The 13478-nt window shown below is 71.4% G+C and carries 16 protein-coding genes, 1 pseudogene and 1 riboswitch; of the genes and pseudogenes, 9 read left to right on the plus strand and 8 right to left on the minus strand.

Annotated features, from left to right (window positions below; all coding sequences use genetic code 11):
- Nucleotides 1-45: 45 nt before the first annotated feature.
- The 3 genes from abc-f to SL103_RS20815 all read right to left on the minus strand — a co-directional run bounded on the left by abc-f (nucleotide 46) and on the right by SL103_RS20815 (nucleotide 3270).
- The gene (gene abc-f / locus SL103_RS20805; RefSeq protein WP_069570482.1) at nucleotides 46-1689 is read right to left on the minus strand and encodes a ribosomal protection-like ABC-F family protein; all 1644 of its coding nucleotides are present in this window, start codon (nucleotides 1687-1689) and stop codon (nucleotides 46-48) included.
- A gap of 327 nt (nucleotides 1690-2016) precedes the next feature.
- Nucleotides 2017-2211: a hypothetical protein gene (locus tag SL103_RS20810; protein ID WP_069570483.1), complete on the minus strand. Its 195-nt coding sequence runs from the start codon at nucleotides 2209-2211 to the stop codon at nucleotides 2017-2019.
- 30 nt (nucleotides 2212-2241) lie between these two features.
- On the minus strand, nucleotides 2242-3270 hold the full coding sequence (locus SL103_RS20815) for an alpha/beta fold hydrolase (RefSeq protein ID WP_208869922.1): 1029 nt from the start codon (nucleotides 3268-3270) through the stop codon (nucleotides 2242-2244).
- Between SL103_RS20815 and SL103_RS39405 the strand changes: the two are divergent.
- Together SL103_RS39405 and SL103_RS36360 are read left to right on the plus strand one after the other, a co-directional pair.
- Nucleotides 3254-3349, plus strand: a pseudogene (locus SL103_RS39405) (cupin domain-containing protein); the annotation flags it as partial. The gene SL103_RS20815 and the pseudogene SL103_RS39405 overlap by 17 nt on opposite strands.
- Before the next feature lie 88 nt (nucleotides 3350-3437).
- On the plus strand, nucleotides 3438-3608 hold the full coding sequence (locus SL103_RS36360; protein ID WP_208870084.1) for a hypothetical protein: 171 nt from the start codon (nucleotides 3438-3440) through the stop codon (nucleotides 3606-3608).
- Between the two features lie 26 nt (nucleotides 3609-3634).
- Here the strand turns inward: SL103_RS36360 and SL103_RS39630 are convergent, their stop codons facing one another.
- Nucleotides 3635-4072, minus strand: a complete 438-nt coding sequence (locus tag SL103_RS39630; protein WP_069570485.1) for a response regulator transcription factor — start codon at nucleotides 4070-4072, stop codon at nucleotides 3635-3637.
- Between the two features lie 506 nt (nucleotides 4073-4578).
- Between SL103_RS39630 and SL103_RS20825 the strand changes: the two genes are divergently transcribed.
- The 4 genes from SL103_RS20825 to SL103_RS20840 all read left to right on the plus strand — a co-directional run bounded on the left by SL103_RS20825 (nucleotide 4579) and on the right by SL103_RS20840 (nucleotide 7224).
- Entirely contained in the window at nucleotides 4579-5214 is a 636-nt protein-coding gene (locus tag SL103_RS20825) for an ATP-dependent Clp protease proteolytic subunit (RefSeq protein WP_069570486.1), read from the plus strand.
- Between the two features lie 5 nt (nucleotides 5215-5219).
- A complete protein-coding gene (locus SL103_RS20830) occupies nucleotides 5220-5528 on the plus strand; it encodes a hypothetical protein (protein ID WP_069570487.1) in 309 nt (102 codons plus the stop codon).
- A 314-nt stretch (nucleotides 5529-5842) separates the two neighbouring features.
- A riboswitch (cyclic di-AMP (ydaO/yuaA leader) is annotated at nucleotides 5843-6008 on the plus strand.
- A gap of 4 nt (nucleotides 6009-6012) precedes the next feature.
- Nucleotides 6013-6486 carry a C40 family peptidase gene (locus SL103_RS20835; RefSeq protein WP_069570488.1) on the plus strand — a complete coding sequence of 158 codons (474 nt, stop codon included), beginning with the start codon at nucleotides 6013-6015 and terminating at the stop codon, nucleotides 6484-6486.
- A 90-nt stretch (nucleotides 6487-6576) separates the two neighbouring features.
- Nucleotides 6577-7224: a GNAT family N-acetyltransferase gene (locus SL103_RS20840; protein ID WP_069570489.1), complete on the plus strand. Its 648-nt coding sequence runs from the start codon at nucleotides 6577-6579 to the stop codon at nucleotides 7222-7224.
- Between the two features lie 43 nt (nucleotides 7225-7267).
- On the opposite strand, the gene SL103_RS20845 is transcribed toward SL103_RS20840, so the two are convergent.
- Both SL103_RS20845 and SL103_RS20850 read right to left on the minus strand, forming a co-directional pair.
- Nucleotides 7268-7696, minus strand: coding sequence for an ATP-binding protein (locus tag SL103_RS20845; protein WP_069570490.1), 429 nt, complete (start codon nucleotides 7694-7696; stop codon nucleotides 7268-7270).
- A 240-nt stretch (nucleotides 7697-7936) separates the two neighbouring features.
- The gene (locus SL103_RS20850; RefSeq protein ID WP_069573962.1) at nucleotides 7937-9049 is read right to left on the minus strand and encodes an 8-amino-7-oxononanoate synthase; all 1113 of its coding nucleotides are present in this window, start codon (nucleotides 9047-9049) and stop codon (nucleotides 7937-7939) included.
- A 270-nt stretch (nucleotides 9050-9319) separates the two neighbouring features.
- On the opposite strand from SL103_RS20850, the gene bioB reads away from it, so the two are divergent.
- From bioB to bioD, 3 genes are read left to right on the plus strand one after another with little or no spacing between them, the layout of a single operon-like run.
- Nucleotides 9320-10468, plus strand: a complete 1149-nt coding sequence (bioB, locus tag SL103_RS20855) for a biotin synthase BioB (RefSeq protein ID WP_069570491.1) — start codon at nucleotides 9320-9322, stop codon at nucleotides 10466-10468.
- On the plus strand, nucleotides 10461-11765 hold the full coding sequence (locus tag SL103_RS20860) for an adenosylmethionine--8-amino-7-oxononanoate transaminase (protein WP_069570492.1): 1305 nt from the start codon (nucleotides 10461-10463) through the stop codon (nucleotides 11763-11765). Before bioB ends, SL103_RS20860 begins: the two co-directional genes overlap by 8 nt.
- A 16-nt stretch (nucleotides 11766-11781) precedes the next feature.
- Nucleotides 11782-12456, plus strand: coding sequence for a dethiobiotin synthase (gene bioD, locus SL103_RS20865; RefSeq protein ID WP_069570493.1), 675 nt, complete (start codon nucleotides 11782-11784; stop codon nucleotides 12454-12456).
- Nucleotides 12457-12801: 345 nt separating this feature from the next.
- On the opposite strand, the gene SL103_RS20870 is transcribed toward bioD, so the two are convergent.
- Together SL103_RS20870 and SL103_RS20875 are read right to left on the minus strand one after the other, a co-directional pair.
- On the minus strand, nucleotides 12802-13173 hold the full coding sequence (locus tag SL103_RS20870; RefSeq protein WP_033269252.1) for a hypothetical protein: 372 nt from the start codon (nucleotides 13171-13173) through the stop codon (nucleotides 12802-12804).
- The gene (locus SL103_RS20875; protein WP_069570494.1) at nucleotides 13170-13445 is read right to left on the minus strand and encodes a toxin-antitoxin system HicB family antitoxin; all 276 of its coding nucleotides are present in this window, start codon (nucleotides 13443-13445) and stop codon (nucleotides 13170-13172) included. Before SL103_RS20875 ends, SL103_RS20870 begins: the two co-directional genes overlap by 4 nt.
- Nucleotides 13446-13478: the final 33 nt, after the last annotated feature.

The raw sequence follows: 13478 nt of genomic DNA on the forward strand, positions 1-13478 counted from the left end.
GGGCCCACCGGGTGCGGCACCTCGGGCGTGGGCACGGGCGGCACGTCAGCGGCTCAGGCGTGCGGTGCGCCCCGTCTCCGTCAGTTCGCCGTCGGCGACCCGCAGCCACCGGTCGACGCCGATCCGTTCGAGGAAGCGCTGGTCGTGGCTGACCACCACGAACGCGCCGCGGTAGCACTGCAGGGCGCTCTCCAGCTGGCCCGCGCTGACGAGGTCGAGGTTGTTCGTCGGCTCGTCCAACAGCAGGAGCTGCGGGGCCGGTTCGGCACACAGGACGCAGGCGAGCGTGGCGCGTAGGCGTTCGCCGCCGGAGAGTACGCGCACGGGCAGGTGTGCCCGGGGGCCGCGGAAGAGGAAGCGCGCGAGCAGGTTCATCCGCTCCGCCTCCGGCCGGTGCGGGGCGAACACCGCGAAGTTCTCGGCCACGGTGCGGCCGGGGTCGAGCAGGTCCAGGCGCTGCGACAGGGAGGCGATCCGCCCCTCGGCACGCTTGATGTTCCCGCTTTCCAGGGCGAGGTCACCGGCGACCAGCCGCAGCAGCGTGGTCTTGCCCGCGCCGTTGGGGCCGGTGAGCGCGATGCGTTCGGGGCCGCGGATCGTCAGGTGGGCGCCGTCCCCCGCGAACAGGTTCCGCTCGCCGCGGCGGATCTGCATCCGCTCGCCCAGGATGACCGTGCGTCCGGCGGGGACGTCGGTGTCGGGCAGTTCCAGTACGAGCCGCTGCTCGTCCCGCAGAGCGCGTCCCGCGTCGTCGAGCCGGGCCTGTGCCTCGTGCAGGCGGGTGGCGTGCATCTGGCCCGCCCGGCCGGCGGATTCCTGGGCGCCGCGCTTCATGTTCCCGGCGAAGATGCGCGGTAGGCCGGCATTCTTGAGGTTGCGGGCGGCGTTGCTCGCGCGGCGCTCGGCGCGTTCCCGGGCCTGCTGCATCTCGCGCTTCTCCCGCTTCAGCTCCTGTTCGGCGTTGCGTACGTTCTTCTCCGCGACGTCCTGCTCGGCCCGTACGGCCTGCTCGTATTGGGTGAAGTTTCCTCCGTACAGCCGGAGTTCACCGTGGTCGAGTTCGGCGATGCGCTCCATGCGGTCCAGCAGGGCCCGGTCGTGGCTCACGACCAGCAGACTGCCGTTCCAGTCCGAGAGCACGTCGTAGAGCTTGTGGCGGGCTTCAAGGTCGAGATTGTTGGTCGGTTCGTCCAGCAGCAGTACGTCGGGACGCTTGAGCAGCTGCGCCGCCAGCCCGAGGCTGACGATCTGGCCGCCGCTGAGCGTGCCCAGGGTCCGGTCGAGGGCGAGGTGGGCGAGGCCGACCCGGTCGAGCTGGGCTCGGGTGCGCTCCTCGATGTCCCAGTCGTCGCCGATGGCCGTGAAGTGCTCCTCACTCACATCGCCGGACTCGACGGCGTCGATGGCGCGGATCACCGCGTCGACACCCAGAACCTCGGCCACCATCGGCTCACCGGTCAAGGGGAGGTTCTGCGGGAGGTAGCCGATCGTGCCGTTCACGGTCAACGACCCTGTCGCGGGGCGCAGTTCACCGGCGATGAGCTTCAGCAGGGTGCTCTTGCCGGAGCCGTTGGGTGCCACGAGACCCGTACGGCCGGCGCCGACGGTGAAGGACAGGCCCTCGAAGACCGGGGTGTCGTCGGGCCAGGAGAAGGACAGCTGGGAGCAGATGACGGAAGCGTAGGACATGGGGATGACCTCTTGAGGGATTGCGGGCAGGTCCGCTCCATGAAGAAGCCGCTGTGCGGGAATCATCATGCGGAGGCGCTGCCCCTGAGACAGGGAGAAGGGGACGACGAAAGGACCACAACGGCGGCACTGCCAAGGGTGTGCCTGCCGGTGGTCGATCAGATCCGGGTATCACCCGGAGATGTCGTCGTCACCCGCCATGTCTGTACTCCTCTACGAAGGATCACTGCCGATGAACCGTATCAGGCTCCGCGCGGTCGCCCGCAAGCCACTTCTCCGCGGTCGCCGATTCGAAGGCCCGTGGCTTGCCGGTGGGTTGGGCGCACTTCAGAGCGCCAGGTCCCACGCCAGGCAGGAGAGGAGTTCCCTCGTTCCTTCGGGGTTACTGGTGCCCCCTGCGGGGCCCCTCGGTGAAGCCTCCTTCATCTCGACCATGTCCTCGTAGGCGATCCGCTCGGGCAGCGCACCGAACCGCGCGTGGCGCGTGGACGAGCCGCTGTCCTGCGTGTTGTGGTCTTCCATCCGTCAGTCTCCTGTTCCCTTGATGGCCGATCAGAGACGATCGGCGTCGGCGACGGCCCGAGCGAACGCCCCCGGTGCCTCCTGCGGCACGTTGTGGCCGATTCCCTTGAAGGTGCGATGGTCGTACGGGCCTGTGAATCTGTCCCGGTACGCGTCCCCGTTGCCCGGGATCGTGAACGGGTCGCGCTCGGCGTCGAGCGTCAGCGTCGGCACGGCGATGACCGGCCGGGCGGCGAGCCGCTTCTCGTATGGCTCGTAACGCCGTTCACCCTCGGCGAGACTCAGCCGCCAGCGATAGTTGTGGATCACGATGGCGGCGTAGTCCGGGTTCTCGAAGGCGGCGGCCGTGCGCTCGAAGGTGGCGTCGTCGAAGTCCCATGTCGGGGACACCGTGTTCCAGACCAACCGTGTCAGGTCGTGCCGCTTGCCCTTGTCCTCCATGGCGATCCGGCCCCGCTCCGTGGCGAAGTAGTACTGGTACCACCAGGCATGCTCGGCCACCGGCGCCAGCGGCTGGAGATTCGCCTCACGGTCGGTGATGACGTAACCGCCCACCGACACGAGGGCCTTGCAGCGATCGGGCCACAGCGCTGCGATGATGTCGGCGGTCCGCGCTCCCCAGTCGAATCCGGCGAGCACCGCCTTCTCCAGCCCCAGCGCGTCCATCAGGGCGATGATGTCGAGGGCGATGGCCGACTGCTGCGCGTTTCTGAACGTCCGGGGAGCGACGAAGCGTGTCGTGCCGTGGCCGCGCAGGTAGGGAACGATCACTCGGTAGCCCTCCGCCGCCAGCAGGGGCGCGACATCGACAAAGCTGTGGATGTCGTACGGCCAGCCGTGCAGGCAAATGACCGGCGCCCCATGAGCCGGCCCCACTTCGGCGTAGCCGATCTCCAGCAGACCCGCCCTGATCTGCTTGAGCGGAGGGAACGCGGAGTCACCCGGACCGTGCTCCAGCGCCCCCGCCAAGGGGTGGGAAACCGTACAGACCCTGGTGGAAATCCCCAGCGGCAAGGAGTCCGGCCGGCACAGCCACCCCGGAGTGACGGTCGGATACATCGCCCGAGGCGACGTACTGATGGAGTTCGACGACGGCCATGCCCTGCGACTGCGTACCGGCGATCCCTTCTTCATCCCTTCCGGCACCATCCACAACGCCCGCAACGTCGGCAGGGTGACCACGATGATGCTGTCCACCTACGCATGTACCGGACCTGGCCGAGTGTGTGGCCAAGGAGTTCGCGCACGTCCTGGGCACCCCCGCGGGGTTGGTCGGCGAACTGACCGCCTGCACCGAGATCCTCCAGGCAGCGTCTCGTGTGCCGTTCTACGCCGATCTCGCCGACCTGGTGCGGTGGCATGTCGATCAACTCTCAGCGTCGTTGAGCAACCGGTAGAACTCAACTCCCCAAGCCTGTGGCCCTCATAGAGGCCCGGGGCTTCGCAATGCCGCCTTGTCGGGCGAGATCCGCTGCGCGGCGGCCAGCACCTCGGTGCCGGTGCCGATTTCGGCGGCGACGTCGATGTCGGGTTCGAGTCGGAGCACGGCTGCGAGGACGCCGCGTACGAGTGCTTGGTCGTCGGCCAGCAGGAAGCGGATCATGTCGGTTCGGCCTCCTTCGACGGGGCGCGGTGGATCGCCGGGCCAGCCCGCGGGCGATGCCCCGGAAACCGCCGCCGGGGGCAGGTCCGTGAACTCCTCGCGCAGCTCGGCGCGCACGGTGTTGGTCGCGGCGGGCGGTTCGGCCCGCATGCCGGCGGCACGCAGCGCCATGCGGACGCCGGCGAGCTCGCTGTCCAGCGACAGGGTGCGGTAGTCCGAGAGGGTGGCCCGCACGTCGGACAGCGCCGTACGCGCCATGTTCTCCAGCTCGGTGACCTGGCCGACGGCGAAGCCTACGTCTCCGGAGGACTCCAGGATGCGCGGGGTCAGCCCCCAGTTTGACGATCATCGTGGAGAGGGAGCGGCCAAGGATGTCGCACATGTCCCAAGTGGCCCGTTCCCGTTCCTGCTTCACGGCCAGCCACTTGACCTGCTCGCGCGCGGCCCGCAAGTGACCGATCGTGAAGTTGAGCCGTGACAAGGCCGAGCATCAGCGCATGTCATCTATGTCCTGAGGCCACACACGACACCGCCCATGGCCACGAGCGAATGAGTGTCCGACTCGGTCATGCAGACCCTCGTGGACGCGGTCATCGACCGGTCTTCCCCTGGTCCGCCCGGCGATCCGAACGAAAGTTCGTAGAGAAATTGTGAGACGTGCGACCTCGATGAACAAACGGCCTCTGACCTGGGCATTTGGCTTGATCACTAGAATTCGGCCCCGTACATCCTGTACATTTTTTACAGAAGAGAGAGGAGCGGTCATGCTGCGACCGACGGCCCGCTATGTCCTTCCGGAATTCACCGAGCGCACCTCGCAGGGGACGCGCACGATGGACCCCTACTCCAAGCTGCTCAGCGAGCGCATCGTCTTCCTGGGCACCCCGATCGACGACGCCGCCGCCAACGACGTGATGGCGCAGCTGATCCACCTGGAACACGCCGCGCCCGAGCGGGACATCTCGCTCTACATCAACTCCCCCGGCGGCTCGCTCACCGCGATGACCGCGGTCTACGACACGATGCGCTACGTGTCGTGCGACGTGGAGACCGTCTGCCTCGGGCAGGCCGCGTCCGCCGCCGCGGTACTGCTGGCCGCCGGCACCCCCGGCAAGCGACTGGCGCTGCCCGGCGCCCGGGTGCTGATCCACCAGCCGTCGATCAGCGAACCCATCGAGGGCCAGGCGACCGACCTCCAGATCCAGGCGGAGGAGCTGCTGCGCAGCCGCGACATGCTGGAGGAGATGCTGGCGCGGCACACCGGGCAGCCGCGGGAGCGGATCGCGGCGGACATCGAGCGGGACAAGATCTTCGACGCCCCCGCCGCCCAGGAGTACGGCCTGATCGACGGGCTGACCCGCAACCGCAAGGGCTCGCCCCTCCAGCCCCTCGCGCGGTGAGCTGGATGCTGCCGCCCGAACCCCCGCCGCTGCCGGCGCTGACCCGCGCCGAGGGGCAACTGATCGACTGCTACCTGGAGGTGCTGGACCTGCTGGGCCGGATCAATCCGGCCCGGGCCGGCCACACCTACAGCGGCCTGCGTGCCGCCCAGGCCCTGGTCGGCAAGGTCACCGCGCTGCGCGACGCGCTGACGCTGATGCACAACCGGGGCGAGAGCGAGTTCCACCGCGCGACGCTGGCGGAGGCGATGCGGGTGCTGGACGGCGAGCGGCGGGCCGGCCTGGTGACCGTACCGCCGCCCGAGGAGCCCTGAGGCGCGACACGGACGACGAACGGCTGCCCGGACGGCGTAGCGTCCGCGCCCGCTCGGGGGAGGCGGCGAATTGCGGGGACGGACGAAATTCCTGCGGTCCTCGATGTTTCGCCCCAGGTCCCGGAGGTGCGACACCCTCCCTCCCGCCACCTGAAGGAACAAATCTAACCAAACAGCCCAAATGTGACGCATGTCACATGCGGCACTTTCAACTCGGAATTTCGGCCGTGAGTGCGTGACGATCCCTTCGACGACAAGACCCCGCCACAGCGGCGGGGCGGTCCGGACGGGCGCCCAATCCCGCCGCCGTGCCGGATGACCGGTCGACGAGGTGGATCGGCGGGAGCGGAGGACCCGAGCAGGACGGGGTCCGGGCCTCATGGCCACGGACTCCTTGGGGTGAAGCCGTGCAGACGGCCGGGCATCTTCGCCTGTCCGAACCCGACAGGTCTCCCTTCGCAGGCGGCTGACGAAGGGTTTGCGCATGACCGTGCGCACGCATACGCCGAACCTGCTGGCGCGGGCCGGCACCGTTTCCGCCCTGACGCTGGCCACGCTCGGGGCGGCCACCCTCACGCCGGGGGCGACCCCGGGCGCCGAGGCCGCGACCGTCGCCGCCCACGCGCTGTGGGTCGCGGCCTCCAAGCGTGGCTCGCCCTACCAGTACGGCGCCCAAGGTCCGTTCCGCTTCGACTGCTCGGGCCTGACGCTGTACTCGTTCAAACGCGCCGGCCGGGCCCTGCCCCGTAGCGCGGCCGCCCAGTACGCCCACACCAGGCACATCTCCGTCGCCGCCCGCAAGCGCGGCGACCTGGTCTTCTTCCACTCCAGCCGCGGCATCTACCACGTCGGCATCTACGCGGGCCACGGCCGGATCTGGCACGCGCCCAAGACGGGCGCGGTGGTCCGGCTGGAGAAGATCTGGAGCCGCGCGGTCTGGTACGGGCGGGTCCGCTGAGCCGCGGACGGGGCCGGCCCGCCGCCGGTGCCACGGGCCGGGCTCCGCCGTGCCCGGTCCGTTGTCAGTGGCCCACGCTAGTTTGACGGCGTGAACTCACCACTGGGCAAGGTGCTGGCTGCCGCGGCACGGGGAAGCTTCCCGCCACCGGACGGATCGGTGACGGTGCTCCCCCAGCCGTCCGCGCGGGACGTCGGAGTGCTGGCCTTCACCTGCCACGCCGTGGTGTTCGCCGACGTGGAGCCGTCGTGGGTGCGGGAGCGGATACCCCCCGGAGACCTTGCGGGGCCGCTCGCCCCGCCGTTCCTCACCGCGCTGGGCGCGCTGACGGGCCGCGAGGCGAACAACGTCGACATGGTCACGGTCGCCGAATCGCTGCCCGGCCCGCCGCCGCTGCAGCTGGTGGAGACGGTGGACCGCGGTCACCCCCGCGTCGTCCGGGCGCTGCGGCACCGCGACGAAGTGCGGGCCTGGACGACCCCTGACGGTGGGACGCTGGTCATCGGCCGCGGGGTGGCCGGCCGCTGGGAGATGTCCTTCGAGGTGCCGGACAGCGGCCAGGGGCGGGGGCTGGGACGTGGCCTGGCGCGGGCCGCCCGGCATCTCATACCGGCGGACGAGGTGCTGTGGGCGCAGGTCGCCCCCGGCAACGCCCGCAGCGTCCGGGCCGTCCTGGCCGCCGGATTCCTGCCGGTGGGCGCCGAAGTGCTGATGGTCCCGCACGGGGGCCGCGGCTGACTGCGGCGGCAGGCTGTGGGTGAAAGGTTCCTGCAAGCGCGGGTCAGGGAACGGCGACCTTCCACGGCACCCTGATCCAGACGGTCTTGCCGCCGGCCGCGGTGGGCACGACCGAGAGCCGGCCGCCGGCTTCGGCGGCGAGGAAGCGGACGATGACCATGCCCCGGCCGTTGTCCTGCTGAACCGCGGCGGCCAGCCGGCGCGGACGGCGCGGGTGACTGTCGGTGACGCCCACCGCCAGCACTTCGTCGCGGTCGAGGCGCAGCTCGACGGTGAAGGTCGGGGACCGGCCGCCGGTGTGCTGGACGGCGTTGGTGGCGAGCTCGGAGACGATCAGCCGCACGGATTCGGCGATGCCGGACTCCGCGGGCAGCCCCCAGCCGGCGAGCACCTCCAGGGCGTGTCTGCGGGCGAGGCCGACCGAGGCCGGCGCGCTCGGCAGGGTGAGTGAGGATTCCTGGTGGTCTGCCATCACGACGCCGTCCCTTTCGCACCGAGGCCGGCTCCGCTCCGCTGCGCTGGAACCGGGAGCGGTGCCGCTGGGGACACCGGTCCGGCCTCGGACCACTCGCAGAGCGTCAGAGTGCCACTCGGGCCGCCCGTAGTGGGCGGGATCCACCAACATCTACGGATTTCTGTCGCCCGATGCGGTGAACTCTGCCACGCGAGACCGGATTTGGGCGGTGCGCCGGCCGCCCGGCGGCGCACCGCTTCAGCCGGTCGGCGCGGTGGCGAGAATCGTGGCCACCGCCCGATCGAGCTGCTCTTGCGTCAGGTCGGCCCGGGCGGTGAGCCGCAGCCGGGAGATGCCGTCGGGTACGGACGGCGGGCGGAAGCAGCCGACCGCGAGTCCGGCCGCACGGCAGTCGGCGGCCCAGCGGACCGCGGCCTCCGGCGACGGGGCGCGTACCGAGATCACCGCGGCGTCCGGCCGTACCGTGGTCAGGCCCGCCGCGGTGAGCCGGCCGTGCAGCTCGCGGGCGATCCGTCCGGTACGGGCGGCGCGGTCGGGTTCGCGGACGAGGAGCCGGAGCGCGGCGAGCGCACCGCCGACCGCCGCCGGGGCGAGTCCGGTATCGAAGATGAACGACCGGGCGGTGTTGACCAGGTGCTCGATCACCCGCGCCGGGCCGAGCACCGCACCGCCCTGTGAGCCGAGCGACTTGGAGAGCGTCACGGTGGCCACCACGTCGGCGTCACCGGCCAGCCCGGCCGCGGACAGCGCGCCGCGGCCGCCCGCCCCCAGGATGCCCAGTCCGTGCGCGTCGTCGACGAGCAGCGCGGCGCCCCGGCTGCGGCAGGCCGCGGCGAGTTCCGGCAGCGGCGCGGCATCCCCGTCGACCGAGAACACCGAGTCGGTGACGGCCAGCGCCCGGCCGTCGTGGCCGGTCAGCGCGGCGCGTACGGCTTCCGGATCGGCGTGCGGGGCGACTGCGACGCGCCCCCGGGAGAGGCGGCAGCCGTCTATCAGGGAAGCGTGGTTGCCGGCGTCGGAGACGACCAGGGTGCCGGGGTCGGTGAGCGCGGTGACGGCGGCGAGATTCGCGGCATAACCGGACGAGAGCACCAAAGCGGCCTCGAAGCCGCAGAACGCGGCAAGTTCCGCCTCCAGCAGGGCGTGCAGCTCGGTGCTGCCGGTCACCAGGCGCGAGCCGGTCGCACCCGCGCCCCAGCGGTGAGCGGCCTCGGCGGCGCCGTGGGTGACCTCCGGGTGCCGGGCGAGCCCCAGGTAGTCGTTGCCCGCCAGATCGAGCAGCGGGGAGTCGGCCGGCCGGGGGCGCAGCGTGCGGACCAGACCGGCCCGTTGACGCTCGGTTTGCGCCATGTCGATCCAGTCGAAGGCCGCGCGGCGGTCCTGCCCGACGGGCCCGGCCGGGGGGCCCGCGGGAGGCGCGGGCGGGGCGTCGCGGAGCAGCGGCGGGGCGGAGTCCTGCGGCATCGGCGTCCTTCGTCTGTCGGCCTCGATTGTGGGCTGTCGATAGACGTTAGCGGTCGTTCCGCACGGCCACGGTGTGGCGATACACACACCCCGATCAGGACTCGTTGTGGGAATCCTCCTTGGCCGGGGGCGGTGGCGTAGGCCAGGATCATCGTCATGGACCTGCTGAACACACTGGTGGACAAGGGACTGCGGCGCGAGTTGCCGACCCGCGAAGAGGCGCTGGCCGTCCTGGCGACGTCCGATGACGAACTGCTCGACGTCGTGGCCGCGGCCGGAAAGGTACGCCGCCAGTGGTTCGGGCGGCGGGTCAAGCTCAACTATCTCGTCAACCTCAAGTCGGGCCTGTGCCCCGAGGACTGCTCCTACTGCTCCCAGCGGCTGGGGTCGAAGGCCGAGATCCTCAAGTACACCTGGCTCAAGCCCGATGACGCCTCCAAGGCGGCCGCCGCCGGGGTGGCCGGCGGCGCCAAGCGGGTCTGCCTGGTCGCCAGCGGCCGCGGCCCGACCGACCGGGACGTGGACCGGGTCTCGGAGACGATCTCCGCCATCAAGGAGCAGAACGAGGGCGTGGAGGTGTGCGCCTGTCTGGGGCTGCTCTCCGACGGCCAGGCCGAGCGGCTGCGCGCGGCGGGCGCCGACGCGTACAACCACAACCTCAACACCTCGGAAGCCACCTACGGCGACATCTGCACCACGCACGACTTCTCCGACCGGGTCTCCACCGTCCAGCAGGCGCAGGCGGCAGGCATGTCGGCCTGCTCGGGCCTGATCGCCGGTATGGGGGAGACCGACGCCGACCTCGTCGACGTGGTCTTCGCACTGCGCGAACTCGACCCCGACTCGGTCCCGGTCAACTTCCTGATCCCGTTCGAGGGCACCCCGCTCGCCAAGGAGTGGAACCTCACCCCGCAGCGTGCGCTGCGCATCCTCGCGATGGTCCGGTTCGTCTGCCCGGACATCGAGGTGCGGCTGGCCGGCGGCCGCGAGGTCCATCTGCGCAGCCTGCAGCCGCTCGCGCTGCACCTGGTCAACTCGCTCTTCCTCGGCGACTACCTGACCAGTGAGGGCCAGGCCGGCAAGGACGACCTCGCGATGATCGCGGACGCCGGGTTCGAGGTCGAGGGCACCGACACCACGACGCTGCCCGAGCACCGGCGGGGTGGCTGCGGTGGTGCACAGCCCGCGACCGGTGCCGCCGAGGCGCCCGCCGCCACCGTTCCCGCGCCGTCCGACGAGACCCGTCGCGACCTGGTCGCGGTGCGCCGTCGCGGCGCCGGCACCGACCTGCCGCCCAATGCCTGAGCCGCTCGCCCCCCGCGATCTGCTGGCGCTCGACCGGCAGCACGTGTGGCACCCGTACGGGCCGATGCCCGGTACGGCCACGCCGCTGCTGGTCGAGTCGGCGTCCGGAGTCCGGCTCCGGCTCGCCGAACCGGCCGAGGGCCAGAGCGAGTTGGTGGACGGCATGTCGTCCTGGTGGTCGGCGGTGCACGGCTACAACCACCCGGTGCTCAACGACGCCGCGCGCGGCCAGCTGGAACGGATGAGCCATGTGATGTTCGGCGGGCTCACCCACGAGCCCGGCGTGCGGCTGGCGAAGCGGCTGGTCGACATCACCCCGGAGCCGCTGCAGCACGTCTTCCTCGCCGACTCCGGCTCGGTCTCCGTCGAGGTCGCCGTCAAGATGTGCCTCCAGTACTGGCGCTCGGTCGGAAAGCCCGCCAAACAGCGGCTGCTGACGTGGCGGGGCGGCTACCACGGCGACACCTGGCAGCCGATGTCGGTGTGTGACCCGGAGGGCGGGATGCACGAGCTGTGGCAGGGGGTGCTGCCGCGGCAGATCTTCGCGGACACGCCCCCGGCCGGCTTCGACGCTCCGCCGGACGAGGCGTACGCGGCGCACCTCCGCGAGCTGATCGGCCGGCACGCCGACGAACTCGCCGCGGTGATCGTGGAGCCGGTGGTCCAGGGCGCGGGCGGGATGTCCTTCCACTCCCCCGGCTATCTGCGCGTACTGCGCGAGGCGTGCGACGCGCACGACGTGCTGCTCGTCCTCGACGAGATCGCCACCGGGTTCGGCCGGACGGGCACCCTCTTCGCCGCGGAACACGCGGGCATCGCGCCCGACGTCATGTGCGTCGGCAAGGCCCTGACCGGCGGATATCTCACACTGGCGGCGACCCTGTGCACGACGGCCGTCGCGGAGGGCATCTCGCGCGGCGAACTGCCGGTGCTGGCGCACGGCCCGACGTTCATGGGCAACCCGCTCGCCGCGGCCGTCGCCGACGCCTCGATCGGACTGCTGCTGTCCCAGGACTGGGCGCGGGAGGTCAAGCGGATCGAGTCCGGCCTGACCGAGGCGCTGGCGCCGGCCGGCGAGCTGCCCGGGGTCCGCGATGTCCGGGTGCTCGGGGCGATCGGCGTCGTCCAGCTCGACCACCCGGTGGACCTGGCCGCCGCGACCCGGGCGGCGGTGCGCGAGGGCGTCTGGCTGCGCCCGTTCCGGGACCTGATCTACACCATGCCGCCGTACATCACCGCTGACGACGACGTGGCACGCATCGGCGCCGCGGTGTGCGCGGCCGCCCGCGAGGGCTGAGGGAAAGGCAGAGAAGATGTCGGTGCTGTACGTGTCGGGCACGGGCACGGAGATCGGCAAGACCGTGACCACGGCCGCGATCGCCGCGACCGCGCTGGCTCGGGGCCGTTCGGTGGCGGTGCTGAAGCCGGCCCAGACCGGCGTCGCGGCGCACGAACCGGGCGACGTGGCGGAGGTCGAACGCCTGGCGGGCAAGGTCACCACGCTCGAACTTGCCCGCTACCCCGAGCCGTTGGCGCCCGCGACGGCCGCCCAGCGGGCCGGGCTGCCGCCGGTGGGCCCGCAGGAGATCGCCGAGGCGGCCGCGAAGCTGGACGCCTCGCACGACCTGGTGCTGGTCGAGGGCGCCGGCGGGCTGCTCGTACGCTTCGACGCGGCCGGCCACACCCTCGCCGACGCCGCGCGGCTGTCCGACGCGCCCGTGCTGGTCGTCGTCCAGGCCGGCCTGGGCACGCTCAACGCCACCGCACTGACCGCGCTGGCTCTGCGCACCTACGGACTCCGCTGCCCGGGCGTCGTCGTCGGCAGCTGGCCGGCCGCCCCCGACCTGGCCGCCCACTGCAACCTCACCGACCTCCCGACCGCCGCGGACGCCCCCCTCCTGGGCCGCATCCCGGAGGGCGCGGGGATGCGGGCGCCGGAGGCGTTCCGGGCTTCGGCGGTGGGGTGGATTTCCCACGCTTTCGTCTGACCCGCCGCGCGCTTTGCGGCGCCGCGTACGTTGTTTTCCGTCCCGCCGTAGTGGTTCCTCGCCGTTGCGCCTGCGGCGGGCCGGGTGGGTGTCGGGTGCGGTGCCGGCCCTCCGGACTTCGTCCTGCGGTCCGTCCCCTCCCGCGGGAGGAAAGGTGAAGGCCGGTGGGGGCGGGCGTCGTTACTGACGCTCGCCCCCACCGGCCTTTTTCCCCTCCCACTACGGGAGGGGCCGCGCCGCAGGACGAAGTCCGGAGGAGCGGCACCGCACCCGACCACCCACGCCCGCCGCAGGCGCAACGGCGAGACGAAACACGGCGGGAAAGCCGACAACGTGGGAAGGTCACTACACCGCCCACGTACGCAGCTCGGACGCGATCGCGCGTACGTCCGCCGTTCCCTCCTTGACCAGGCGGGCCAGGTCGCGGACCTGTTCGGGGGAGGTGGCGATCTTCAGGCCGCTGGCGACGAGGTAGCCGTAGGCCACGGCGGTCGCGAACATCGCGTTGGAGCGCTCCAACGCCGGTACCTGGAGCAGGAGTTGGAGGAGTGCCGCGGCGCGGTCCGGGGGGTCGGGGTACACGGGGACGCCGAATATCTCCGCCTCGTGGCGGCTGACCGCGGCCACGAGGGCGCCCCAGTCGGTGACCTGGGGGTCTCCGGGGGTGTGCTGTTCGGCGATGAGGAGGAGCCAGGCGAGATCGATGCGCAGTGTCACGTCGTGCCCGGCAGTCCTTCGGGGTTGCCGGCCGGCGCGGTGGGGCCGGGCGCGCCGTCCGCGTCGAGGCCGAATTCCTCGGCGAAGACCCGCTCGTACTGCTTCATGAAGTCGGAGGCGGCCTCGACGAAGGTCTGTCCGACCTCGCCGGCGTCCTTCAGGACCAGCTCCTCGATATAGCGGTTCATGCTCACTCCCCGCTGCAGGGCGCGCTCCCGCGCCGCTTCGGCGGTGGCTTCGTCCACGCGGACGTTCAGCTGTGTCTTCGCCACATGTCCAAGCTAGCGCGCGTCCGCTAGCACCGG

Source organism: Streptomyces lydicus, from assembly GCF_001729485.1.
In the GTDB taxonomy this organism is placed as follows: Bacteria; Actinomycetota; Actinomycetes; order Streptomycetales; family Streptomycetaceae; genus Streptomyces; species Streptomyces lydicus_D.

Bases quoted from the DNA above. Each gene is read 5' to 3' on its own strand.
- SL103_RS20850 (WP_069573962.1), bottom strand. From the start codon at position 9,049: ATGGCGCAAACCGAGCGTCAACGGGCCGGTCTGGTCCGCACGCTGCGC.
- SL103_RS39630 (WP_069570485.1), bottom strand. From the start codon at position 4,072: ATGGCGCGTACGGCGCTGTCCGACGTGCGGGCCACCCTCTCGGACTAC.
- SL103_RS20810 (WP_069570483.1), bottom strand. From the start codon at position 2,211: ATGGAAGACCACAACACGCAGGACAGCGGCTCGTCCACGCGCCACGCG.
- SL103_RS20815 (WP_208869922.1), bottom strand. From the start codon at position 3,270: ATGTATCCGACCGTCACTCCGGGGTGGCTGTGCCGGCCGGACTCCTTG.
- abc-f (WP_069570482.1), bottom strand. From the start codon at position 1,689: ATGTCCTACGCTTCCGTCATCTGCTCCCAGCTGTCCTTCTCCTGGCCC.
- SL103_RS20830 (WP_069570487.1), top strand. From the start codon at position 5,220: ATGCTGCCGCCCGAACCCCCGCCGCTGCCGGCGCTGACCCGCGCCGAG.
- SL103_RS20860 (WP_069570492.1), top strand. From the start codon at position 10,461: ATGCCTGAGCCGCTCGCCCCCCGCGATCTGCTGGCGCTCGACCGGCAG.
- SL103_RS20825 (WP_069570486.1), top strand. From the start codon at position 4,579: ATGCTGCGACCGACGGCCCGCTATGTCCTTCCGGAATTCACCGAGCGC.
- bioB (WP_069570491.1), top strand. From the start codon at position 9,320: ATGGACCTGCTGAACACACTGGTGGACAAGGGACTGCGGCGCGAGTTG.
- SL103_RS20845 (WP_069570490.1), bottom strand. From the start codon at position 7,696: ATGGCAGACCACCAGGAATCCTCACTCACCCTGCCGAGCGCGCCGGCC.
- bioD (WP_069570493.1), top strand. From the start codon at position 11,782: ATGTCGGTGCTGTACGTGTCGGGCACGGGCACGGAGATCGGCAAGACC.
- SL103_RS20835 (WP_069570488.1), top strand. From the start codon at position 6,013: ATGACCGTGCGCACGCATACGCCGAACCTGCTGGCGCGGGCCGGCACC.